This is a genomic window from Gottfriedia sp. ABJ_BB2_2 (genome assembly GCF_055484705.1).
In genome coordinates this window covers 937073-961104 of the sequence record NZ_JBVFKR010000001.1, presented here as the reverse complement: position 1 = coordinate 961104, position 24032 = coordinate 937073, and the positions used below count along the sequence as shown (strand labels likewise).

At 33.0% G+C, this 24032-nt stretch carries 23 protein-coding genes and 1 pseudogene; 20 read left to right on the top strand and 4 right to left on the bottom strand.

Features of this window, described 5'->3' with window-relative positions:
* Window positions 1–697: 697 nt before the first annotated feature.
* Window positions 698–976, top strand: a complete 279-nt coding sequence (locus tag ACX6U0_RS04840) for a YlbG family protein (protein ID WP_088000211.1) — start codon at window positions 698–700, stop codon at window positions 974–976.
* An 84-nt stretch (window positions 977–1060) separates the two neighbouring features.
* Here the strand turns inward: ACX6U0_RS04840 and ACX6U0_RS04835 are convergent, their stop codons facing one another.
* Window positions 1061–1450 (bottom strand): DUF7147 family protein, encoded by a 390-nt coding sequence (locus ACX6U0_RS04835; protein WP_464958835.1) that lies wholly within the window; start codon window positions 1448–1450, stop codon window positions 1061–1063.
* Window positions 1451–1791: 341 nt separating this feature from the next.
* Between ACX6U0_RS04835 and rsmD the strand changes: the two genes are divergently transcribed.
* Together rsmD and coaD are read left to right on the top strand one after the other, a co-directional pair.
* Window positions 1792–2355, top strand: coding sequence for a 16S rRNA (guanine(966)-N(2))-methyltransferase RsmD (rsmD, locus tag ACX6U0_RS04830; RefSeq protein WP_464958834.1), 564 nt, complete (start codon window positions 1792–1794; stop codon window positions 2353–2355).
* 11 nt (window positions 2356–2366) lie between these two features.
* The gene (coaD, locus tag ACX6U0_RS04825; protein ID WP_464958833.1) at window positions 2367–2858 is read left to right on the top strand and encodes a pantetheine-phosphate adenylyltransferase; all 492 of its coding nucleotides are present in this window, start codon (window positions 2367–2369) and stop codon (window positions 2856–2858) included.
* Here coaD and ylbJ read toward each other — a convergent pair whose 3' ends face one another.
* Window positions 2859–4088 carry a sporulation integral membrane protein YlbJ gene (gene ylbJ / locus ACX6U0_RS04820; RefSeq protein WP_464958832.1) on the bottom strand — a complete coding sequence of 410 codons (1230 nt, stop codon included), beginning with the start codon at window positions 4086–4088 and terminating at the stop codon, window positions 2859–2861.
* A gap of 176 nt (window positions 4089–4264) precedes the next feature.
* Between ylbJ and ACX6U0_RS04815 the strand changes: the two genes are divergently transcribed.
* Window positions 4265–5071: a patatin-like phospholipase family protein gene (locus tag ACX6U0_RS04815; protein ID WP_464958831.1), complete on the top strand. Its 807-nt coding sequence runs from the start codon at window positions 4265–4267 to the stop codon at window positions 5069–5071.
* On the top strand, window positions 5046–6071 hold the full coding sequence (locus tag ACX6U0_RS04810) for a SepM family pheromone-processing serine protease (protein ID WP_464958830.1): 1026 nt from the start codon (window positions 5046–5048) through the stop codon (window positions 6069–6071). Before ACX6U0_RS04815 ends, ACX6U0_RS04810 begins: the two co-directional genes overlap by 26 nt.
* A gap of 83 nt (window positions 6072–6154) precedes the next feature.
* Here ACX6U0_RS04810 and ACX6U0_RS04805 read toward each other — a convergent pair whose 3' ends face one another.
* Entirely contained in the window at window positions 6155–7390 is a 1236-nt protein-coding gene (locus ACX6U0_RS04805; protein ID WP_464958829.1) for a nucleotidyltransferase, read from the bottom strand.
* A 480-nt stretch (window positions 7391–7870) separates the two neighbouring features.
* Between ACX6U0_RS04805 and ACX6U0_RS04800 the strand changes: the two genes are divergently transcribed.
* From ACX6U0_RS04800 to ACX6U0_RS04785, 4 genes and pseudogenes are all read left to right on the top strand, one after another.
* Entirely contained in the window at window positions 7871–8386 is a 516-nt protein-coding gene (locus ACX6U0_RS04800) for a YceD family protein (protein WP_088000224.1), read from the top strand.
* 55 nt (window positions 8387–8441) lie between these two features.
* Window positions 8442–8615, top strand: a complete 174-nt coding sequence (gene rpmF / locus ACX6U0_RS04795) for a 50S ribosomal protein L32 (protein ID WP_025672195.1) — start codon at window positions 8442–8444, stop codon at window positions 8613–8615.
* A gap of 215 nt (window positions 8616–8830) precedes the next feature.
* The gene (locus ACX6U0_RS04790; protein ID WP_464958828.1) at window positions 8831–9598 is read left to right on the top strand and encodes an enoyl-CoA hydratase/isomerase family protein; all 768 of its coding nucleotides are present in this window, start codon (window positions 8831–8833) and stop codon (window positions 9596–9598) included.
* A 78-nt stretch (window positions 9599–9676) separates the two neighbouring features.
* Window positions 9677–9890, top strand: a pseudogene (locus ACX6U0_RS04785) (RsfA family transcriptional regulator); the annotation flags it as partial.
* A 424-nt stretch (window positions 9891–10314) separates the two neighbouring features.
* Here ACX6U0_RS04785 and ACX6U0_RS04780 read toward each other — a convergent pair.
* Window positions 10315–10722: a GNAT family N-acetyltransferase gene (locus tag ACX6U0_RS04780; protein WP_464958827.1), complete on the bottom strand. Its 408-nt coding sequence runs from the start codon at window positions 10720–10722 to the stop codon at window positions 10315–10317.
* 155 nt (window positions 10723–10877) lie between these two features.
* Between ACX6U0_RS04780 and ACX6U0_RS04775 the strand changes: the two genes are divergently transcribed.
* From ACX6U0_RS04775 to murD, 11 genes are all read left to right on the top strand, one after another.
* Complete coding sequence (locus ACX6U0_RS04775; RefSeq protein ID WP_464958826.1) at window positions 10878–11765, top strand: 2-dehydropantoate 2-reductase; 888 nt, start codon at window positions 10878–10880, stop codon at window positions 11763–11765.
* Between the two features lie 6 nt (window positions 11766–11771).
* The gene (locus ACX6U0_RS04770) at window positions 11772–12164 is read left to right on the top strand and encodes a DUF3397 family protein (RefSeq protein ID WP_464958825.1); all 393 of its coding nucleotides are present in this window, start codon (window positions 11772–11774) and stop codon (window positions 12162–12164) included.
* Window positions 12165–12190: 26 nt separating this feature from the next.
* Complete coding sequence (gene bshC, locus ACX6U0_RS04765; protein WP_464958824.1) at window positions 12191–13819, top strand: bacillithiol biosynthesis cysteine-adding enzyme BshC; 1629 nt, start codon at window positions 12191–12193, stop codon at window positions 13817–13819.
* A gap of 125 nt (window positions 13820–13944) precedes the next feature.
* The gene (gene mraZ / locus ACX6U0_RS04760; protein WP_088000238.1) at window positions 13945–14376 is read left to right on the top strand and encodes a division/cell wall cluster transcriptional repressor MraZ; all 432 of its coding nucleotides are present in this window, start codon (window positions 13945–13947) and stop codon (window positions 14374–14376) included.
* A 94-nt stretch (window positions 14377–14470) separates the two neighbouring features.
* Entirely contained in the window at window positions 14471–15403 is a 933-nt protein-coding gene (gene rsmH, locus ACX6U0_RS04755; protein ID WP_464958823.1) for a 16S rRNA (cytosine(1402)-N(4))-methyltransferase RsmH, read from the top strand.
* Window positions 15404–15415: 12 nt separating this feature from the next.
* The gene (gene ftsL, locus ACX6U0_RS04750) at window positions 15416–15787 is read left to right on the top strand and encodes a cell division protein FtsL (RefSeq protein ID WP_464958822.1); all 372 of its coding nucleotides are present in this window, start codon (window positions 15416–15418) and stop codon (window positions 15785–15787) included.
* A gap of 11 nt (window positions 15788–15798) precedes the next feature.
* Complete coding sequence (locus ACX6U0_RS04745; protein WP_464958821.1) at window positions 15799–17991, top strand: penicillin-binding protein; 2193 nt, start codon at window positions 15799–15801, stop codon at window positions 17989–17991.
* Window positions 17992–18105: 114 nt separating this feature from the next.
* Window positions 18106–20052 (top strand): stage V sporulation protein D, encoded by a 1947-nt coding sequence (locus ACX6U0_RS04740; protein WP_464958820.1) that lies wholly within the window; start codon window positions 18106–18108, stop codon window positions 20050–20052.
* Between the two features lie 25 nt (window positions 20053–20077).
* On the top strand, window positions 20078–21544 hold the full coding sequence (locus ACX6U0_RS04735) for a UDP-N-acetylmuramoyl-L-alanyl-D-glutamate--2,6-diaminopimelate ligase (RefSeq protein WP_464958819.1): 1467 nt from the start codon (window positions 20078–20080) through the stop codon (window positions 21542–21544).
* A 108-nt stretch (window positions 21545–21652) separates the two neighbouring features.
* Window positions 21653–22627: a phospho-N-acetylmuramoyl-pentapeptide-transferase gene (gene mraY, locus ACX6U0_RS04730; protein WP_464958818.1), complete on the top strand. Its 975-nt coding sequence runs from the start codon at window positions 21653–21655 to the stop codon at window positions 22625–22627.
* Window positions 22628–23980, top strand: a complete 1353-nt coding sequence (murD, locus tag ACX6U0_RS04725; protein WP_464958817.1) for a UDP-N-acetylmuramoyl-L-alanine--D-glutamate ligase — start codon at window positions 22628–22630, stop codon at window positions 23978–23980.
* Window positions 23981–24032 lie beyond the last annotated feature (52 nt).

Sequence of the window (24032 nt, the reverse complement as noted above, 5' to 3'; positions counted from 1 at the left end):
AACGCATTCTTTAATAGTAAGCTCTGTTAATATTAATTGTTGATTTTAGCTAATGCTTTTAGAGTATGAAAAGAGAAACGTAAGTTAGAGAGTGATTGGAATGGAAGGTACGAAGACTCCTATGGGAGATGCGGGAAACTTGAGACCCCGCAGGCTTGCCGAGGAGGCTCAAGTCACGCCCCATGGAAAGCGAAGTACCTGGAATGGAAATCAACAGTCTTCTTTAACAGAGCCTAATAGTAAAAAAGTATTCGTAAACATCCGCTATCAATTATTTTCGGAATCTGGTACAGTTTATACATTCATTTCCACAACAAAACATTTTTTGATTAGGAACGTAAAAACGATGTCTAAAGACAAAGATATTCTGTTCAACTCGGACAAACTCAATTCGATAAATTAACTTGAATTGTGATGTATACTGTTTTGAGCATGTTAGGACAATGTTTTTAAGAAATGCATCGCTTTTTTGGGGATTAAGTGGTTGAATATATAAAAAGCTTACACCGCAAATCAGTTTATTTGAAACTACCCTCACTTCGTCATTTGAAGAAATACATAAAAGAAATTGATCCCATATATCATCTAACATTATTTTTCAACCCTTTCATAGGAATGAATTATGAAAGTTTCATTGCAAAAGAAAATTGGGATATGATATTCTATTTCTAACGGATTTTTTAAAGGAGAAAGTTATATGTTTGTGCAAAGACAAGGTATTATCATTTATTTACAGTCATTAAAGCAAGCAAAAATGTTACGTAAATTTGGAAATATTCACTTTGTTTCTAAGCGTTTGAAATATGTTGTCTTATACTGCAATATGGATGATATTGAACGAACAATAGAGAGATTGAAGAAATTTCATTTTGTAAAAAGAATCGAATTATCATATAAACCTTTTATTAAAACAGAGTATGAAAATGCGAAGCCAGATCATGCGAAAGAAAAGGAATATGATTATCAAGTAGATTAAAAACGATTGAATGGTCAACTTAATTTAGGAAGTTACTTCTAAATTAAACACCGTTCAATCGTTTTTTAATGAATTTGAATTATATTACTTCATAGGTGGAATAAAATGATTAAGTCTTAAAATGCCAATTAAATATTGTTGATATAATTCTATTGCATGGAAGGAACTTGAATGTCTAATATGTAATGTAATAATTTCTTTATTTAATGTAACTGCTAGTTCTTCAAATAGTTCTTCTCTTTTCGTAACTGATTGTTCTTTTAGTGTAATGCCTTCTCTGCAATAATATATTGGTTGAAATTCTCCAATAGTAGTAGGGCTTAAAATAACAGCGAACGTACAGCATTTCTGTTGATCTTTATCAGATGTTAACTTAAGTAAAAATTTTACTCTTTCTTTTTGAGATTTCGCTATTTCAAATAATTCATATAAATCGGAGTAACCTTCTCCTATTTCAATCATGCGTTGGATCATGATAAATCCCCCTTAAATATCTGTATTACATTGGATATGCATCACTTATTTTACAGGAATCAGGCATAAAAAAAAACCCCGCATTCGCAGGGCCCCTCTTATTAAAGTGTAATCACTTAAAAGAAGGCAAAGGGAGAGGAGAAACCGGAGGAAGAACTTATGGGGAAACGTAAGTCTTCTCCGCGGTTGGCAACAACATCAACTGAGATGTTGTTAAAAATAGTTATAACCAAAGAGAATGATTTTATACATTAGAAGAAGAATATGGAAAGAATTGTTTTGGTTTGTAGAAATTTATGTTAGGATATTTTGAGAATTGATAAATATAGTAGGTGTAAATAATGAGAGTAGTTTCAGGGAAATGTAAAGGTTTAAGTTTAAAGGCTGTTCCAGGTACAAGTACACGTCCAACAACTGATAAAGTAAAAGAAGCGATGTTTAATATAATTGGCCCTTATTTTGAGGGTGGTACTGTTCTTGATTTATTTGGAGGTAGCGGTGGGCTATCAATAGAGGCTTTAAGTAGAGGAATGGACAAAGCGATTATCGTAGATCGCGAAATGAAAGCAATAAAGACGATTAAAGAGAATTTAGAAACATGTAAACTTTTGGATTCAGCAGAGGTTTATCGAAATGATGCAGAGCGAGCAGTCAAAGCAATCATCAAAAGAGAAATACAATTTGAATTAATCATATTAGATCCCCCTTATAAAAAGCAGCAAATCGTTTCATTAATCGAAACATTTGACGAGAAAGAATTATTATCAAATGATGGTACAATTCTAGTTGAACATGCAACTGATGTAGAATTACCGGAAAATATCGGTCATTTTGTCAGAACAAAAGCAGAAAAATATGGAATTTGTGGTGTATCTGTGTATCATAAAAATAAGGGAGAAATTTAAGGGGGTACAACATGAAACGTATTGCAGTGTGTCCTGGTAGCTTTGATCCAATTACATTAGGACATCTTGATATTATTAAACGTGGGGCTAGGGTGTTTGATGAAGTAATTGTTGTCGTGTTAAATAATTCAGCAAAAAACTCATTATTCACATTAGAAGAACGAACAACATTAATTTCTGAAGCAACTCAATCCATCGAAAATGTATCAGTAGATTCATTTAGTGGGTTATTAATGGATTACGCAAAATCCATTAATGCTTCAGCAATTTTAAGAGGACTACGAGCAGTTTCAGATTTTGAATATGAAATGCAGATTACCGCTATGAATAAAAAATTAGTAGATGAAATTGATACATTCTTTGTCATGACGAACAATCAATATTCTTTCTTAAGTTCTTCAATTGTAAAAGAAGTTGCTAAATATGGTGGGAATGTAAAGGATTTAGTTCCTGAGTGTGTCAATATAGCATTAGAAAATAAATTTAAGAAACCTCAAGTTTAATTAAAACTGAGGTTTCTTTTTTTGTATATATATTCGATAGATGATGATAAGCACGTAAATGTATAGAGCGGACAAGGTTATGATTGGACCAATCACAAAAATTGAATCTAAATGAAAATGTTGTTCAGTAAAATTATTAATGACAGTGATTGTATTTTGGTTTGACCAGCTTGCTAAGCGATCAACGTAAAGTGGTTTCCAAAGTAGTACAGCAAGTATAGGTGCTAAAATAGATTGTAATAAACGACCAATTAAATATGGCTTCATACTCATTTTCACTTCCGAAATAATACTAGCAACTTGTGCTTGAATCGAAAAACCGCCAAAACCTAATATAAAGCTTGTTAAAGCAACTTGTTGTAATAATGTACTATTCGATACCTCACTTACCAATTTTGAACCTAATGTAATTTCAAATAATCCAGAAACAAAAGGTGATGATAAGTCTTGATGAATCGTTGACTTTGAAAGGAAGAATGAAATGATTTTTCCGATTTGCTTAATGAAACCAATTTCAATTAATAACATGTTTAAAACGGAAAATACGATAATAAATCCTCCAATCATGAGTAAAGTTTGTATGGAAGAAGCAATCGCATCTCCTAAAATCTTACCAATTGGTCTTTTTTCTTTCAGTCTTTTTTCATGTAGCACTGTAAAAGCGTATTTAATTCGATTTGAAGGGGTTCTTTCTCTTCTAGAGTAGTTGGGTTGGTTTTTGCCATAAAACCTCATCAGAAGGCCAACAAGAGCGTTTGATATGTAATGACTAGCTGCCAAAACAATTCCGATGTTTACATTATGAAAAAATCCAACTGATATAGCGACGAAAATAAATAATGGATTAGAAGAGTTCGTAAATGAATTGAGCCTTTCAGCTTCTATTTTTGTTAACTCTCCATCTTTGTATAATTTAGCTGATAACTTTGCTCCGGATGGAAATCCAGAAGCCATTCCCATCGCCCAGACAAAAGCTCCAACTCCCGGAACTCTAAATAACGGCCGCATGACAGGTTCTAAAAATACGCCAATAAATTGTACGATCCCAAAACAGATTAATAGCTCACTTAAAATAAAAAAAGGTAGTAAAGAAGGAAAGACAATTCCCCACCACATTTCTAAACCTCGAGTAGACCCTTTAAATGCAACATCAGGATAAAGAATAATGGTTGCGGTTAGCGTGACAAGCGTTATAAATATAAGCAGAGTAATAAAATAATTTTTTTTCACAAATAAACCTCCAACAAAGGATTGGAACAAAAATTTGATTCATCTTATATTGTCGTAAATTGAATGAATAGAAAATATGTTATTAATATATGGATCGAAAAGAAAACTTGTACTATTCAATATACGTTAAATGAACTCGATTTTAGACCAATTTAGTTTATATGGAGGGGAATAAATTGAATCCGAAAATTGGTTTAGCGCTTGGGTCAGGTGGTGCAAGAGGTTTTGCACATATCGGTGTAATATCCGTGTTAAAAAAGCATAATATTCCCATAGATTATATAGCCGGAAGTAGCATGGGTGCACTTGTAGCAGTTTTATATGGAGCAGGTTCTAACATAGAACGACTCTATAAAATTGCGAAAGTGTTTAAATCAAAGTACTATATTGATTATGTTGTACCTAAAATGGGATTAATTTCCGGGAATCGTGCAAAAGAACTTATCAGAGCATTATCATACGGTAGGAACATTGAAGATTTAGATTTACCCATCGCAGTCATCGCAACTGACTTGTTAACTGGAGAAAAAATTATCTTTAGAGAAGGAGATATTGCTACTGCAGTAAGAGGTAGTATTTCTATTCCAGGTATATTTGTACCTGAACCATGGAACGGAAGACTGTTAGTTGATGGCGGTGTGATTGATCGGATCCCTGTATCAGTAGTAAAAGATATGGGAGCGGATTTTATTATCGGTGTTGATGTATCTCCTATAAAAGTAAGTGGTGAAGTATCAACAATTTATGATGTCATTATGCAAAGTATTGAAATTATGCAGCATGAACTTGTTAGAAATAGAGAAACAGTTTCAAATGTTATGATTCGACCAAATCTAGATCATTTTAATTCAAGGAATTTTACTGACTTAGAAAATATAATACAAACCGGAGAAGAAGAAACAGAAAAAATGATACCAGAAATCATTCATCAGATCGAACAGTGGAAGGAGAAAAATAGTGGAGAAAAGGATCAAATTACTTAATGTTATATTAGTACTAGGAATTGTCATGATACTATTAATTTTTATCCCACTACCATATTATGTGACCAAACCTGGTTTAGCGGAACCATTAGGCCCATATGTAAATGTTGAAGGGGCAAAAAAAGATGACGGAGATTTTATGTTAACGACTGTCTCGATGAGTAAGGCAAATATTTATTCTTACATCGGAACGTATACAAATTCTGTTCATCATCTATACAAAGAAAGTGAGATTTTAAGTGAAGGTGAAAGTAATGATGATTATCAATTTCGTCAATTACGATATATGGAAGAGTCAAAACAAGCAGCGATTGTAAATGCTTATAAAGAAGCGGGCAAACATTATCAAATTAATAAAACTGGAGTAGTTATTATTTCAGTACTAAAAGATATGCCAGCTTCTAAAGTTTTGAAGTTAGGTGATATCATTACAAAAGTGGGCGAAAAGGAAGTCCATTCAGTTGATGATTTTACGAAAACGATCTCATCATCGGCTCCTGGGACGAACTTTCCACTTACTATTACTCGAAATGGAAAAATTAAAAATGTAAGCATTACTTCTAAACGCTTTAAGGATGAACCAAATCGATCTGGCATTGGCGTCTCAATTGTTGAGGATATAAAACTAAGTACTAGCCCAAAAGTTGAAATAGATTCCGAGGAAATCGGTGGACCTTCAGCGGGGCTTATGTTTGCTTTAGAAATATATGATCAGTTAAGTGAAGAGAACTTAGCAAAAGGACATGAAATTGCTGGTACCGGTACGCTTGATACTAAAGGGGTAGTTGGACCTATTGGAGGTATATCACAGAAAATTATTGCTGCTTCAAAAGCTGGGGCAGAAATCTTTTTTGCACCAAATGAAAACGGTAAAAGTAATTCAAATTATAAAGAAGCGATAAAAACAGCCAAAGAGCATAAAGTAAAAATGAAAATTGTTCCAGTGAACACTTATGCGGATGCAATAAAATACTTAAAAAATTTAAAGTCTAGTACGTAATAAAAAAACTGTTTTTGAATTCATCAACCAAGCGTTATTTGGTTTGAATTCATAAACAGTTTTTTAAATTAGATCATTAAGATTTATTCCCTAATAAATTGGCCTGAATGTTCATCATAAATAAATGGGTAAAGTGCGTATTCGGTGCGAATCAGTTTCTGTTGATTTTTAATTGAAAGAATTGAACCATACGCATGTGTTGCCCTTAAGTCAGTATTCAAAGCAACTTGGTTCTCTTGATTTATGGTTGTGTAAATAGGTAGTTCAATTTGTTTTTTATTTATATTTAAATAGGATTTACCTTTTTGCGACATTCCTAATAAGCGTATATACGGAACTCGATCAATTTCCAATATTGATTTCATTTCTTCTTTTGAGGTATTTGTTAACAAATGAGTTAATAATCTTTGGATACGAGTCCATGTATATCTTTTTGTTTTGATCCTTGTCATCAAATCTTCAAAGCTTGAACATTTTAGTATCGCATCGATTACTCTTCTTTCTAATCCCTCAACTGCTTCATAAATCAGAGATAAGTCTTCAAGCTTCGTTGTCATTAATCGATATTTTAAATACGGAAGATATTCATTCCAAGAATGCAAGATTTCATTCTCTTTTATGTAAGATTCAATCGCGGTTTTTGTATAGTTTGGAACAAAGTTTGAAATTGAATCATCCTCTTGTTTCAATATTTTACGAATCGCAGTTGCACTTGCAATACTTTGGTGGCTGGCTTCTTCATCGTGATAATTTGCAGCAATCCGTTTAATCGTTGTGCCCTGCATCTTACTTGAAAAGTGTTCGATTGATTCCAAATAATGGATGCCTAATATATTGTTTGGTAGGGAGACATCTAGTTTTGAGGTTTCCAAATTTGTTTGTAATGCAGTACTATACGCTGACGGATAACTCATTCCTTTATCAAGTAACGAGCGGATACTTGTATTGATTGAACTAGTAAGCTGTTTCTTTTGATTAATCAATTCATAAAATGATTCAATTTTACCTTCTTCACTACCAAAACAAACAGTATCACAATTCAAGGAATCTAAAATTGAAATAGCACCTTTTGCAAAAAGAGTTGCATGCTGAGTAGAGTAACTATAAGGGAGCTCAATAACTAGATCTGCTCCAGCTTGTAAAGCAAGTTTTGCTCTAATGTGCTTTGGTACAACAGCCGGTTCGCCTCTTTGTAAAAATTGACCACTCATTACCGCGATAACTACATCCGCATTTGTAGACTGTTTTGACTGAGATAAATGGTAGACATGCCCATTATGAAGAGGATTATATTCGACGACAACACCAACCGATTTCATGAAAACACCTCCAATATTTACAAAATATGAGAAATTATACATATAGAATAACAGGATTAAGAAATAATTCGCAACTTAAGGTGAATTGTATTGTAATTTCTTGTTGAAAATAATATATTAGATAAGTTACATATTTTCCTATGTCAAGAATGATATATAGGGGAAGCTAAGCTTATTGTTTTGCATTTCGAAGTGTCTAGCTACAAGTGGAAAAGTCGCCACTTCTTCAATTTAATGGAGATTTTCCCTTCAGAGCTGAACGAACTTGTTCCGCTTTTCGTAGTGTCTAGTTCCGGCTCCTAGCTCCTCGAGGTCATAAGCCAATTTACAGCAAAGGTTAAAAAGCAACCTTCACTGAAAATCGTCTTATGCTTGTCGGAACTGACCAGTCGCCTACACATTTCGTACTGTAAAGAAAAAATATTGACAAATGATTATAAGGAATATATAATTTTCATTGTTGCCTTGAGGTGGTTATTTATGAAATGGTCAGTGCACCAATTACAAAAATTAAGACATAAAGGTTTAAATTTAGATGAGACAATTGATGTAAGTCAATTGAAGGAACGTAATAAGGAGATTCGTGAGGTTTCACCAATTAAAGTGACTGGACGAGTTGATTTTGGAACGAACCGATATACGTTTCATTTAACAATAACTGGATATTTAATTTTACCTTGTGTAAGAACATTAGTTGATGTAAAATATCCTTTGTCGATTACCACAACAGAAACGTTTTTTACAACATCTGAATGGAAAAGTGAAGATGAGAATTTTCACATCCTAGAGGGTGATGTGTTAGACTTAACTCCTGTGATTGAGGAAATTATCTTAGCTGAAATACCTTTGCAAGTTTTTGCTGAGGATACTGAAGGCAAAGAGACAGCTCCAACATCTGGTACAGACTGGGAAGTTAGGGAACACGTTGAAAAAGAGCAAAAAATTGACCCTCGACTTGCTGGATTAGCAAAATTTTTTGACAAAAAAGATAATTGAGAAGTACCGGATTACCGGCTTCATAACTAAAACTCACTTTAAGGAGGTGGGATCAATGGCAGTACCTGCAAGAAGAACGTCCAAAACTGTAAAAAGAAAGCGTCGTACGCATTTTAAATTAGCGGTACCTGGAATGGTTGAATGCCCAAACTGTAGTGAATTAACATTAGCACACCGCGTATGTAAATCATGCGGACACTACAAAGGAAAACAAGTACTTAGCAAATAAGCTAGTCATTTAAAGCACATAGGAAACTATGTGCTTTTTCCTTTTCTCCATAAACTTCAAAATCCACATATATTACATCTACTACTATGCTGTTGTAACTTTGTTGTTTCCATCCAATGATTCAATTCATGCCTTCATCTTTTTATACTACTTACCGTATGTAAAACGTATATTGTACTAGAGAGAATAATCGGTAAATAGAGAGAGGGATGTAATTGTCTGAAGTTATTACATATCAACGGGATAAAATAGATTATATCTTTTTGAATAGACCAAACAATGGGAATTGCATTGATGAAATAATGGTCGATAAACTATTAGAAATCATATACGACATTCATTATAAATCCGAGAGTAAGTTAGTCATATTAACCGGTGAAGGATTAAAGTATTTTTGTACTGGTGGCGACTTAAAAACAATTCTTACATTTAAAGATGATCGTAAAGGGTTAGAAGCATATTGTTTAAAAATGTGTGAAGTGATCTATCAAATTGCAATGCTACCTCAGATTACGATCTGTTATATTAATGGTTTTGCATTAGGTGGCGGGTGTGAATTGGCAAGTGCATTCGATTTTCGCTTTGCAAACCATAATGCAAAAATAGGCTTTATTCAAGGTCAGATGGGTATCCCTACTTCGTGGGGTGGTGGCACAATTCTGCGAGAGAAAATGAATCATCAAGAATGGATCACTCTTTTATCTTCCTCAAATATATATACTGCATATCAAGCGAAAAAACTCGGGTTTATACATGAGTTATGTAAGGATTTTATATCGTTACATAATGAAAGTTTTATCAGCTTAGCTAGAAGTATTCCAACGCATATTCACCATCAAAATAAAAAAATAGTTACTCGAAAATGGGTTCAAGAAAGATTGAAAACCCGTATGGAAGAAGAAGTTATTTCTGCTCTTCCATTATGGTTTTCAGATGAACATATAAAAAATATTGAACAATTTACAAAAAAATTGGAAAAGTAATCTTCTACCTTACTATTTTTTTGCATATGAATTATAGTAAAATCTGCTTATTGCATAAGAAATTGGAGGGGATTGCAAATGGTTGCAAATCGCCAGGATGCATGGACAAAAGAGGAGGATAACTACTTAGCTGAAGTAGTTTTAAAATCGATAAATGAAGGGTCAACTCAATTAACTGCTTTTAAAATTGTAGCTGGAAATTTATCGAGAACAGCAGCTGCATGTGGCTATCGTTGGAATTCTTTCGTCCGAAAGTTTTATAAGGAAGAGATTGAAAATGCGAAAGTAAATAGTAAAAAACAAGCTACTAATAAAAGTGAATTAAATGATGTAGTACCTGAACCGCAAACTGAAATAGAGTCTACAGAAGTAGTTTTAAATGCACAAAGCGAACACGAAGTATCTTTTGATACTGTGTTTCATTTTTTAGAAAATGTAAAGCAAAAAGTAGAGTCATTTCCAGTTAAAGAAATTCAATCCCTCGAAAAGAAATTATTAATTTCGAAGCAAGAAAATGATCAATTAAAACTTGAAAAACAACAATTGCTTGAAAAAGTAAAAGAGCTTGAAAGTGAGTATGAAAATTTATTTGAATTTATTGACCAAAAACGAAAATTTGTAAATGTTTCAAGTGGAACATCTGATAAAAAAGTGAAATCTAAAAAGGAATAAAAAAACTCAACATCTCTTTATTGAGGTGTTGAGTTTTTTTATGATTATTTCGGTTCCCAAATAACAAACTCTGAATCTGTTTCAGTGAATCCTTGCTTTTTCCAAAATTCATTAGAATTTGCTCTTGGAATCGTTTTGATTGGTTTGTTAAATGATTTAGCAAATGCAACTAATTCTTTTCCGTATCCATTTTTTTGATAATAAGGAAGTACTTCCATTTTGTTAATTTCAATTACTTCTTCATTTTCACTTTTATGCGTATACAAGCTCATACGAGCAATAAGAGCTTTGCCTAAATAAATCCCATAAAATGGTGATTGGAACTCATTATCGATTAGATTTGATTCAAGATCTTCTAACATAGAAAGTTCTTGTAATCCATAACCAGAAAATTGCTGAAATTGTTCAAGTGTTTTAAAATTTATTTGTAAGCGTTCAATCTTGATGCTCAAATGTTGCTCCCCCTTAAATTGAATGTAAATTTTTAATATTTGAAATATAATTATATTATATCGTACTATACATTTTAAAAAAAGATAGATTACTTGGAAATTTATTTTGGTTAAAATGAATACCATTAGAATACTTAGATTGAATGGAGACAAAAATGAAAATTGGAATTATAGGTGGCGGTGCGATTGGACTACTTGTAGCTTCGTATTTCCATCAGCAAGAACATCAAATTATGTTATATACAAGAACAGAAGAACAAGCAGCAAGTATTAATGAATCAGGTATCTTACTTTCATTAAATGAAAATATTTCTCAAATGTGTATAAACGCCAAAAAATTATCTTTACATATTGATCCTTGCGACATTTTAATCATTTGTGTGAAGCAATATCATTTAGAAAACATAAAGCCAGTTATAAACAATTTTAAAGGTGATACAATCTTATTCTTGCAAAATGGCATGTCGCATATTGAATATGTAAAAGAGTTATCAATTAATAATTGTTTTATTGGAATTGTTGAACACGGTGCATTAAAAAATTCTATGAATGAGATTAAGCATACCGGTTTAGGTACAATTAAAATTGGCCAGGTAAAAGGTAACCTAGAAGCGCAAGAAAAAATATTAACATTACATACGAAAGGGTTTCCTCTACAATTTGAGAATAATTGGTCATACATATTACATCAGAAATGTCTGATAAATTGTACGATAAATCCCTTAACTGCTATTTTGAACATAAGAAATGGTGAGTTAATGTCCAATGATTATTTTAAACATATTAGTAAGTTATTATTTAATGAAGTTGCCGGAGTATTACAATTAAATGTAGAAGTTGAATGGCAAAAAGTAAACGAAATCTGTGAAAAAACATCATTGAACTACTCATCAATGAATCGAGACCTTTACTATGGAAGAGAGACTGAGATTGATAGCATGCTTGGATATGTAAACAATCTTGCAATTCAAAAAAAAATAAATGTGCCAACGATCGAACTTGTGTACAATGTAATAAAAGGACTTGAGAAGAAAAAGGGGTAATTCTTATTGGAAAAAATTTTCATTTTCTTCATTTCATTTTTAATTGAATTTCCAATAGTTTCAACAATCTTTATATATATGTTTCTAAAACTTTTTTTTAAGCATAATAAGCGTAAACTTTTGCTTTTTACTTTAGATTTCACTACAATTCTATATATTAGTTCCTTTTATTTTATGTTAAACATGTTTTTTCCGACTGCGACAGGTTGGATTTTAATTAATCTATTATTAGTTATTTTATTTATTAGTATTATTCTTCAATGGAAAGCAAAAAGAGATATTCGATTTTTTAAGCTTATTAAAGGTTTCTGGAGGATTTCTTTTATATTGTTTTTTATCCTTCATTGTATCACCTTGTTAACAGGATTAACTGTGAGCATATCTGAATATATAGCTTAATTGGAGAACGAGAGAGGAAGTTCTTAATGCAAATTAGTAAAGTCCATTTAGCGGGTCAAAATAAATTGTTGAATGATTTTTTAAATGGAAAAGAGTCGATTTCTTCTTTCTTTGGTGCAAATCCTTTAAAAAAAGAGGAAATGGAATTCAGAATAAAAAATGTAATGAACCGATCATATAATCGTCAAGGTTTAGTGGAAGCGTTAGAACTTTTCCATCAGAAACATCATGCGAGTATAGCGTCTCAAGAAAACATGAGAAAATTACGAAACGAAGATACATTTGTTGTAATTGGTGGTCAACAGGCTGGATTATTAACTGGACCGTTATACACGATACATAAAATTATTTCAATCATTCATTTAGCGAAAAAGTATGAAAATGATTTTAACATTTCGGTTGTGCCAGTTTTTTGGATAGCTGGAGAAGATCACGATATTGATGAGATTAATCATATTCATACCATAAATGAAAATGAAGTTAAAAAACAAACCTACTATCATAAAAACACTCATGCTTTCTCAGCTACAAAAACCGAGCTCGATCAGAAGGAAATGAAGAATTGGATTCAGAAAATCGTCAAGACATTTGAAGAAACAAATTATACGAAAGACCTTCTACTTGAACTGAATAAAACGCTAGAGGAGTCAGTTACATTTGTTGATTTCTTTGCAAAACTATTATTCAAATTGTTTGCAAAAGAAGGGTTAGTTTTGATTGATGCAGATGATCCGAACATAAGAGAGTTAGAAGGATCCATGTTCGAAGAAATGGTTTCAAAACAAGATATTGTTAGAAGTGTACTGAAAGATACGAAAAGTAAATTGGTTAAATCAGGATATCAAGAAACTCTTCAAATTTCTGAACAGAGTATTCATCTTTTTTACCATAGTAATGAAGGTAGACAGCTGTTGGAAGTGGGGGAAAGTGAAGGTATACTTCAAACAAAGAACAAAAGCTATCAGTTTACAAAAGATGAACTCCTTCGTATAGCAAGTGAACAACCTAGATTACTCAGCAATAATGTTGTAACCCGACCAGTTATGCAAGAATATTTATTTCCTACACTTGCGTTCGTCGGTGGACCTGGTGAAGTAGCATACTGGGCAGAGTTAAAAGATATTTTTGAAGTGTTTGATTTAGAGATGCCTCCTGTATTTTTAAGGCATATGTTTACAATCTTTGAACGAAATATTGTATCTGCAATGAATGATTTTTCTCTAGAGATAGATGGAGCACTTCAAAGTTCGCTTGAGGAGAAGAAAAACGAGTGGGTAAAAGCACAGATTAATGTTGACTATAAAGATGTCTTCCTTCAAAGTAAAAAAGCTTTATTGCAATTACATGAACCTCTTCAAGAAGTAACAAGTGAAATAGCGCCTAATTTAAACGACTTTTCTAAAAAGAATTATTTGAAAATAGAAGAACAAATATTACTTTTAGAAAGAAAAATTGAAGAGTCAATCCTTAAACGTCATGATGAACAAATTGCAAAATGGAATAGAATTATTCATGCCGTTTCGCCAAATGGTAAACCACAAGAACGAGTACTTAATATTTATTACTATATAAATAAATATGGTCCAGACTTTGTTCATCAGCTTTGTGAGTTATCGTTATCTTGGGATTATGCTCATCAAGTCGTCGAACTTTAATTAGAAAATAATTTGATCCTGCTATGTATATAGCAGGATTTTTCGTTTTTTTAAAGAATTTCATAGAAAAGGTGGTAAGAAGTGGGGGAATGTGGTAAGTTTGTGTTAGAAAGTGGGGGGGAAGGATGTTTATCGGTGAATATCAACATAATATCGATGTAAAAGGACGTCTTATTATTCCTTCCAAATTTCGAGACAAGCTTGGTGAAACCTTCATTGTAACAAGAGGGTTGGATCAATGCTTATTTGGCTATTCAATGGCTGAATGGAGTGTAATTGAAGATAAACTGCGTACACTACCACTAACAAAAAAAGACGCAAGGGCATTTACTCGCTTTTTCTTCTCTGGAGCTATGGAATGTGAGATGGATAAGATGGGGAGAATTAATATAGCACCTACATTGCGTGGATATGCAAAATTAGAAAAAGAATGCGTAGTAGTTGGCGTAACAAATCGAATAGAGATTTGGGATCAAACAACTTGGAATACATATATGAATGAGTCTGAGGAATCATTTGGAGAACTAGCTGAAAATTTAATTGGATTTGACCTATAAAACCAAAAATCGAAAGTTCTAGTTCTTTTAGTGTCTTCCCCACTATAGGGTATTAAAGTTTGGCGCGTTTACATTTAAGATTGAGGTGAGCAACATGTTTGAGCATATTACGGTTTTATTAAAAGAAACTGTTGATTCTTTAGATATAAAAAAAGATGGTATTTATGTAGACTGTACACTTGGTGGTGGCGGTCATAGTGAATATTTATTGTCACAGTTATCTTCTAATGGAAGGTTAATTGCATTTGATCAAGATGAGACTGCAATTAAACATGCAAAAGAACGTTTAAAAGAGTATGAAAAACAATTAACAATTGTAAAAAGTAATTTTAAACATATAAAAGAAGAACTTCACCATTTAGGGATCTATGAAGTTGATGGGATTTTATTTGATTTAGGTGTATCATCACCACAGTTAGATGTTGCAGAACGCGGTTTTAGTTTTCATCAGGATGCACCACTAGATATGAGAATGAATCAAGAACAATCATTATCAGCTTACGAGGTTGTCAATGAATGGACATATGAACAGCTTGTAAAAATATTCTTCCGATATGGGGAAGAAAAATTCTCTAAACAGGTTGCTAGAAAAATTGAAGAATTACGCACAAAAAAACCTATCGAAACAACGTTTGAATTAGTCGAAATCATCAAGGATGCAATCCCTGCTCCTGCTAGAAGAACGGGCGGTCATCCAGCAAAACGAATTTTCCAAGCAATCAGAATTGCTGTAAATGACGAACTAGGTGTATTTGAAGAAGCACTAAAGGATGCAATCACACTGATTAAGCCAACTGGAAGAATAAGTGTTATAACATTCCATTCTTTAGAGGATCGAATTTGTAAAACGATATTCAAAGAGGCAAGCTCTCTTCCACCATTACCACCTGGATTACCGATAATTCCAGATGAATTTAAGCCGAAATTAAAGCTTATTACTCGTAAACCACTATTACCAACTGATGAAGAATTAGAAGCAAATAAAAGAGCAAGATCTGCAAAGTTAAGAGTAGCTGAAAAATTATAAGGAGGGAAATCAATGAGTAATTTGGCAAGAAAGTTACAACAAAAACAAGTTACTGATTCGCAACTTAGACCTTCTATCAAGAAAAAAGTAAAATCGAAAAAATTATCTAAAGTCACACCGATTGAAAAGTTCCTTTATGTTTTATTTATTTTTGCATGCTTCTTTATTGGAACGAAAATCGTAAAAACACAAGCGGCAATTTTTGATACAAATATTAAAATCCAACAAGTGAAAAATGAAGTTGCAAAAGAAAAACAACATAATTCTGAATTGAAGATGAAAATAGACGAACTAAGTACTTATGACCGAATTTGGCAAAAAGCTAAAGAATTGGGATTAAAGATCGATAGTAATAATGTGAAGTTCACAGATTCTAGCAACTAGGAGATCATATTATGAGTAAGAAAAAGAATAAGTATACGAATTTAGGAATTCGATGGTTTTTTCTTGTAACTTTAGCATTTTTTATCTCACTCATAGCAAGAATTAGTTATTTACAATTAGCAGACACAGTAGAAGGAAGAAATCTAAAAGCATTTGCAGATGAAAATTATAATACATCACAAAAGATTCCTGCAAAAAGAGGCACCATTTATGATGCAAAAGGTGTTCCTCTGGCTGAAGAAGTAACTTCTTATACTGTGTCTGCTGTACTAGATCCGAGTGCTTCTAAAAATTCTAAAATTAAAAGACATGTCGTTGATAAGGAAAAAACAGCAAAACAACTGTCAGTTATTTTAGATGTGGATGAGTCGGAACTATTATCAATGTTAGGGAAACCAAAATATCAAGTTGAACTTGGACCAGGTGGAAGAAATATTTCTCAAAGTAAGAAAGAAAAAATTGAGAAATTACAGCTACCTGGTATTGTTTTTACTCCCTCACAAAAACGTTATTATCCTAATGGAGTGTTCGCATCTCATACACTTGGTTATACGACGACAAATGATAATGGTGATTTAGTTGGTGAAATGGGTCTTGAAAAATCATTAAATGATGAATTGAACGAGAAGGATGGTAAAAAAAGCTTTTTACGTGATCGCAAAGGAAATATTTTACCTTACGAAAATGAAAAAGTGGATCCCCCACATAACGGTAATGACATTTATTTAACGATTGATACAAAGATTCAGAGTTTACTAGAAGATGCTATGACTAGAGTAGATAAAGAGTATGAACCTGAGAAAATCATGGCGATCGTGTCTGATCCAAAAACGGGTAAAATTGTGGCGATGGGCAACCGTCCGAGCTTTAACCCAAATATTAATGATATTACAAATTATACAAATGACCCAGTTTCTTATGCTTTTGAAGCTGGTTCAACAATGAAAATATTTACTCTTGGGGCCTCAATGAATGAAGGGGTATACAATGGGAATGAGTATTTTCAATCCGGAAGATATAAAGTACCTGGTGGAGGTACTGTACACGATGTAAATAGAAACGGTTGGGGATCAATTACATTTGATGAAGGGATTCAACGTTCTTCAAACGTTGGAATATCAATTCTATTAAACGAAAAGTTAGGTCCTGAACGTTTCTTACAATATTATAAAAATTATGGGTTTACCCAAAAAACAGGGATTAATCTACCTGGTGAATCGAGTGGTCGTTTAGTATACAAATATCCACTTGAAAAAACGACAACTGCTTTCGGACAAGGTTCAACAGTAACTGCCATTCAAATCATACAGGCTGCAAGTGCTATTGCTAACAATGGAAGAATGATGAAACCTTATATTATCGATAAAATAGTTGATCATGATACGAATGAAATTGTAAAAGATTATGACTCAGAGGTTGCTGGGAATCCGATAACGGTTGAAACAGCGAAAAATGAACGAAAACTATTAGAAACTGTTGTAACGGCACCTAATGGAACTGGACATAATTATGCAATCAAGGGTTATACTGTAGCAGGTAAAACTGGTACTGCGCAGGTTGTTGATGAACATGGTAAATATATTAAGGGACATGGTGAAAATCTATTTTCTTTCATCGGTATGGCTCCTGCAAACGATCCAGAGCTTGTTGTCTATGTTGCAGTTCTTCGTCCTAAATTAAAAGAAACCGAATTAGGATCTGACCCTGTATCAGAAATCTTTAGAAGTGTTACAAAAGGTGCACTAGAGTATATGAAAGTAGAACCTGCAGAAAATGCGGATATTGATGTATTAGTTGATAAAGATAGCATTGAAATTCCTGATTTAGAAGGACTTTCGATAAATGAAGCAAAATCTTTAGCAACGTCATTGGGTTTAAAACCGATTTCTCTTGGAAGTGGTGATGAAGTAAAGGGACAGTCAATTACTTCAAAAACCCAAGTTGTAAGAGGAACAAAAATTTATTTAAAAACGAACGGCAAAAATAAGATGCCTTCGGTTATTGGATGGTCCAAAGTTGATGTGAATCGATTGAGTGATTTATTTAATTTAAAGCTTACAATAAAAGGATCTGGTTATGTCACAGGTCAAAGTATAAAGAAAAATGCAGAATTAAGAGATCGTGACTTTTTAAGTGTAGATTTGAATAAACCTCAGGAAAAGGTTGAGAAAGATAAACAAGTTAAAGTAGAGATACAAGAGTAGACTTTTTATGAGCTTGGACTAATTCTAGTATTCTAGAATTAGTTCAAGGTCTATTGTATTTGGTACAAGCATATATTGAAACGAACATATTGTAGTAGAGGAGTGTTCGTTTAAATGCGAGTATCAAGTGTAACCGTACGTAAACGTTTATTTTTTGTTTTTATTGGTGGTTTATTAATATTTTCTATTATTGCGACAAGATTAGGTTATGTACAATTTGTGTTAGGTGATGTTTTATCAGAACGTGCAAAAAACTCATGGAGTCGTGATATTCCATTTGAACCAAAACGTGGAGAAATCTTAGACCGTAATGGTGTTGCACTTGCAACAAATAAAAGTGCTCCTTCCGTATTAGTCGTACCTAGACAAATTAAAGATCCAGAAATCGCGACAAAAAAACTTGCCCCTATCCTAAAAATCTCCGAGGTAAAGCTGTATAAAATTTTAACAAAAAGATCCAGCATGGAACATATTCGTACAGAAGGTATCAAGATTACAAATGCAAAAGCAAAAGAAATTAGAGATTTAAACTTAGAAGGTGTTTACATAGCTGAGGATTCAAAACGATATTACCCATTTGGGAACTATCTTTCTCATGTACTTGGTTTTGCGGGAATTGATAATCAAGGATTAAACGGATTAGAGCTATATTATGATAAGCAATTAAGTGGTGAAAAAGGTAGTGTACAGTTTTATTCAGATGCAAAAGGCCATAGAATGCCTAATATTGCAGATGATTATATTCCTCCTGTTAATGGGCTTAATTTAAAGCTAACAATAGACTCTCGTATTCAAACAATTTTAGAGAGAGAAATGAACAATGCAACAGCTCAATATAATCCTGATGCGATGATTGGGATTGCGATGAATCCAAAAACTGGCGAAATACTTGGAATGAGTAGTAGACCTGGTTTTAATCCATCAAACTTTAAAAATGTATCGCCAGAAATATATAATCGAAATTTACCGGTATGGTCAAATTATGAACCCGGTTCTACTTTTAAGATTATTACACTTGCTGCTGCGCTAAATGAAGGATTAGTTGATTTAAATAAAGATCACTTTTATGACGACGGAGCTGCAGAGGTTGCAGGCGCTAGGTTACGTTGCTGGAAAAGAGGCGGACATGGTTCACAATCTTTTTTAGAAGTAGTTCAAAATTCATGTAACCCAGGCTTTGTTGAATTAGGTAATCGTTTAGGTGAAGATAGACTTTTCCAATATATTCGTAATTTTGGTTTTGGCCAAAAAACTGGTATTGATTTACAAGGAGAAGGTACTGGGATTTTATTTAGTATGGATCGTGTAGGACCAGTAGAAGCTGCAACAACTGCTTTTGGTCAAGGTGTATCTGTAACACCGATTCAGCAAGTTGCTGCTGTTTCTGCAGCAATTAACGGTGGTATATTATATCAACCGTATATTGCAAAAGAGTTTGTAGATCCTGTTACGAATGAAGTTGTTAGTCGGAAAACACCAATCGCCAAAAAAAGAGTGATTACACCAGAGACCTCCAAAAAAGTAAGACTTGCCCTTGAAAGTGTAGTAGCTCAAGGTACGGGTAAAGGAGCTTTTGTTGAAGGGTATCGTGTAGGTGGAAAAACAGGAACGGCACAAAAAGTAAAAGATGGCCGATATGATGATAATAGTTTCATTGTTTCATTTATTGGGTTTGCTCCAGCAGATGATCCACAAATCGTCGTTTATATAGCCGTTGATAATCCGAAGGGAACTGTTCAATTCGGTGGTGTAGTAGCTGCACCAATCGTAGGGAATATTATTCGTGATAGTATGCAGGTTTTAGGAGTTCCTCCAAGAAAAAATCAAATTGAGAGAGAATTTGTTTATGGGGATATTCCGACATATAAATTACCAAATTTAATTGGTTTAGAGAAAAAAGATTTGCAACAATTGCTAGATACTTTTACTATTGAATATAGTGGTAGTGGCAATGTTGTCATTGACCAAGCACCTAAAGCTGGTGTTAAGCTAAAAGAAGGCTCTAAAATCAGAATTTATTTAGGAACGAAAGAAGAAACTAAATCAAAGAAGAAAAATTGATTTAGTTCAAATGAAAGGACTTGCTATGAAACTTCATACTTTACTATCAAGATTGCAACCTTTAGTGAAAATACCGACTGAAAATCCAGATATCACTGGGGTTGAAATGGATTCCCGAAATGTAAAACCAGGATACTTATTTATTTGTATTGATGGTTATACAGTAGATGGACATCAATATGTGAAACAGGCAGTAGAAAATGGTGCTGTAGCTATTTTGGCACAAAAACCAGTTGAGACGAATGTACCTGTTGCATATGTGAAAGATACACTTCGCTCTATGGCTGTTGTTGGAAATATGTTTTATCAAAACCCAACTCAAAAATTAAATTTAGTTGGTATTACAGGTACAAATGGAAAAACAACAACATCTTACATTATTGAAGAGATTGTTAAACACAATAAACAAAAAACTGGTGTTATTGGTACAATTGGAATGAAAATTGGCGATGAAGTATTTGAAACAAAAAATACGACACCAGATAGTTTAACGCTACAATCGATGTTTGCAAAAATGGTTGATGCAAACGTAGATACAGCAGTTATGGAAGTATCATCTCACGCATTACATTTAGGTCGAGTTCATGGCTGTGAATATGATATTGCAGTATTTACGAATCTTTCTCAAGATCATTTAGATTACCATGGATCGATGGAAGAATATAAAAAAGCTAAAGGGCTTTTATTTTCACAATTGGGAAATAGCTTCTCTTCTGAAAAAGGAAAGTTCGCTATATTAAACGGTGATGATGAAGCTTCTAAGGAATATATGACGAATACACAAGCGAATATTTTAACATATGGCTTGAAGAAGGATTATGATTTATTCGCAGATGAAATAGAATTAACAAATTCAGGAACTAGATTCGTATTACATTTCTTAAATGAACAATATAATGTCGAAATGAAATTAATTGGTACATTTAATGTATATAATGTGTTGGCAGCTATTGGAGCAGGAATTGCTTTAGATATTAAGGTTGAGACAATTCTGGAAGCAATCGCAACACTTGAAGGTGTTCCTGGTCGTTTTCAAGCTGTAAATGCAGGACAAGATTTTACTGTTATTGTAGATTACGCACATACGCCAGACAGTTTAGAAAACGTATTAAAAACTGTTAAGCAATTTGCAAAAAATGATGTGTATACTGTTGTTGGTTGTGGTGGCGATCGAGATCGTACAAAACGTCCATTAATGGGGAAAATTGCAGCGGACCTATCTACCCAAGCTATTTTTACATCAGATAATCCTAGAACAGAGGACCCAATTTTAATTTTAGAAGACATGAAACTCGGTTTGGAGCATAATAATATAACGGTAATAGAAGATCGTAAAAAAGCAATTACTTTTGCGATTGAGCATGCTAAAAAACATGATATTATCGTTATTGCTGGTAAAGGTCATGAAACATATCAAATTGTTGGAACGAATGTAACTCATTTTGATGATGTTGAAGAAGCTAAAGAGGCTATTTTGCAAAGAAGAGGATAATCTCCTCTTTTTTGTACTGCCAAAAAATATTTTATTAATAAATAATTCTATTTAAAAGAATTAAACTATTAGATAACTAAGAAAGTGATTTGGAAAGGAGGGCGTATAATGCTTGAACCGTCAATTTTAGTTGCTATGATTACAGCATTTATCATTGCAGTCATTTTATCGCCTATTTTTATACCGTACTTAAGAAAACTTAAATTTGGACAGAGTATTCGTGATGAAGGTCCAAAATCTCATAAAAAGAAATCAGGAACCCCAACAATGGGTGGACTAATTATATTAATTGCATTAAGTTTATCTGCAATTTTTATTTCAATGTACTTCGATGTATTATCGACACGAACATTTATTTTACTTTTTGTAACAGTATGTTTCGGAATTATTGGATTTTTAGATGATTACATAAAAGTAGTGAAGAAAAGAAATCTTGGATTAACTTCGAAACAAAAATTTATCTGTCAGGTAATCGTATCTATTATTGTATTTTTTGCGATTAAATCTACTGGCGTGTCTACATCAGTAGAAATTCCAGGTACTGGATATGAAATTGATTTAGGCTTTATTTATGCATTACTAATAATCTTCATGTTAGTTGGTACTTCTAATGCTGTTAACTTAACTGATGGTTTAGATGGATTGGTTTCTGGTACTGCTGCAATTGCATTCGGTGCATATGCAGTACTTGCGTATAATCAACAACAACTTGATGTTGCTATTTTTTCAATTGCTGTAGTCGGTGCAGTTTTAGGGTTTTTAGTATTTAACGCACATCCTGCAAAGGTATTTATGGGAGATACAGGCTCACTGGCGTTAGGTGGAGCTTTAGCAGCAATTGCAATCGTTACGAATTTAGAAATTTTACTTGTCATCATTGGTGGAGTATTCGTTATTGAAACACTTTCTGTCATGATTCAGGTAGCGTCGTTTAAAGCGACTGGTAAAAGAGTATTCAAAATGAGCCCACTACATCACCACTATGAATTATCTGGATGGTCAGAATGGAGAGTTGTCGTTACATTTTGGTTTGTAGGGTTACTTTTTGCTTTATTAGGAATCTATATAGAGGTGTGGATGTAATTGAAAAATGTGGGGATTTTCCATCAAAAGAATGTATTGGTTTTAGGTATGGCAAAAAGCGGCTATGCTGCAAGTCAACTTTTAAAAAAATTAGGCGCAATTGTTACTGTTAATGATCGTACGCCATTTGAACAAAATGAGATTGCCCAAAAACTTAAAAATGAAGGTTTTAACGTTGTATGTGGAGAGCATCCATTATCTCTGTTAGAAAATGATCTTTACTGTATTGTGAAGAATCCTGGAATCCCATATTCAAACCCTTTATTAATAGAAGCTGAGAATAGAAATATTCCAATCTATACAGAAATTGAACTTGCCTATTTAATAAGCGAAGCTCCGTTTATTGGCATCACGGGTTCAAATGGGAAAACAACGACGACTACATTAGCATTAAATATATTGGAGCAAGGCAATAAAAAACCATTGGTTGCTGGGAATATTGGTACAGTTGCATGTGAAGTAGCTGAAAAAGCGACTAGTGAAAATATCATTGTAACAGAGTTATCGTCATTTCAATTAATGGGTATTGAAGAGTTTAAACCTAAAATTTCACTGGTGACAAATATCTTTGAAGCGCATTTAGATTATCATGGTACGAAAGATGAGTATATTAAAGCCAAGGCGAACATATTCAAAAATCAAACCGAAGATGATTTTGCAATTGTTAATTTTGATGATGAAAATGTAATGGCTATGGTGAAAAATACTAATGCAACAATCATTCCATTTTCTTCAACTAAGATCGTAGAAGAAGGAGCTTATATTAAAGAAGGCTCGATTTATTTTAAACAACAAAAAGTCATTGAAACTGAGAAGATTGTTTTACCAGGAAAACATAATTTAGAAAACATTCTTGCTGCAGTGGCAATAGCGAAACTGTTAGATGTTGATCATGCAGCAATTGAACAAGTTCTAACAACATTCACAGGGGTAGAACACAGACTTCAATATATAACGGAAATCGATCAACGTAAATTTTATAATGATTCGAAAGCAACAAATATTTTGGCGACTCAAAAAGCCATTTCATCTTTCCAAAAACCAGTAATCTTAATTGCAGGTGGATTAGATCGCGGGAATGATTTTGATGATCTAATTCCTTATTTCAATAATGTTAAAAACATGTTTACTTATGGTCAAACGAGAGATAAATTAATTGACTCAGCAAAAAAAGCAGGAATGAAAGCAGTAAAATCGGTTGATAATGTTGAGGATGCTGTTAATGAGGCATTCGCTCATTCAGAAGTTGGAGATATCATTTTATTGTCACCTGCATGTGCTAGCTGGGACCAATTTAAGACTTTTGAAGAACGAGGTAATAAATTTATACAAGCAGTGCATAAGTTAAAGTAAGGCTTGTTTAATTCAAAAGTTGAGGTGTATAGAAGTGCCAACAAAGAAAAAT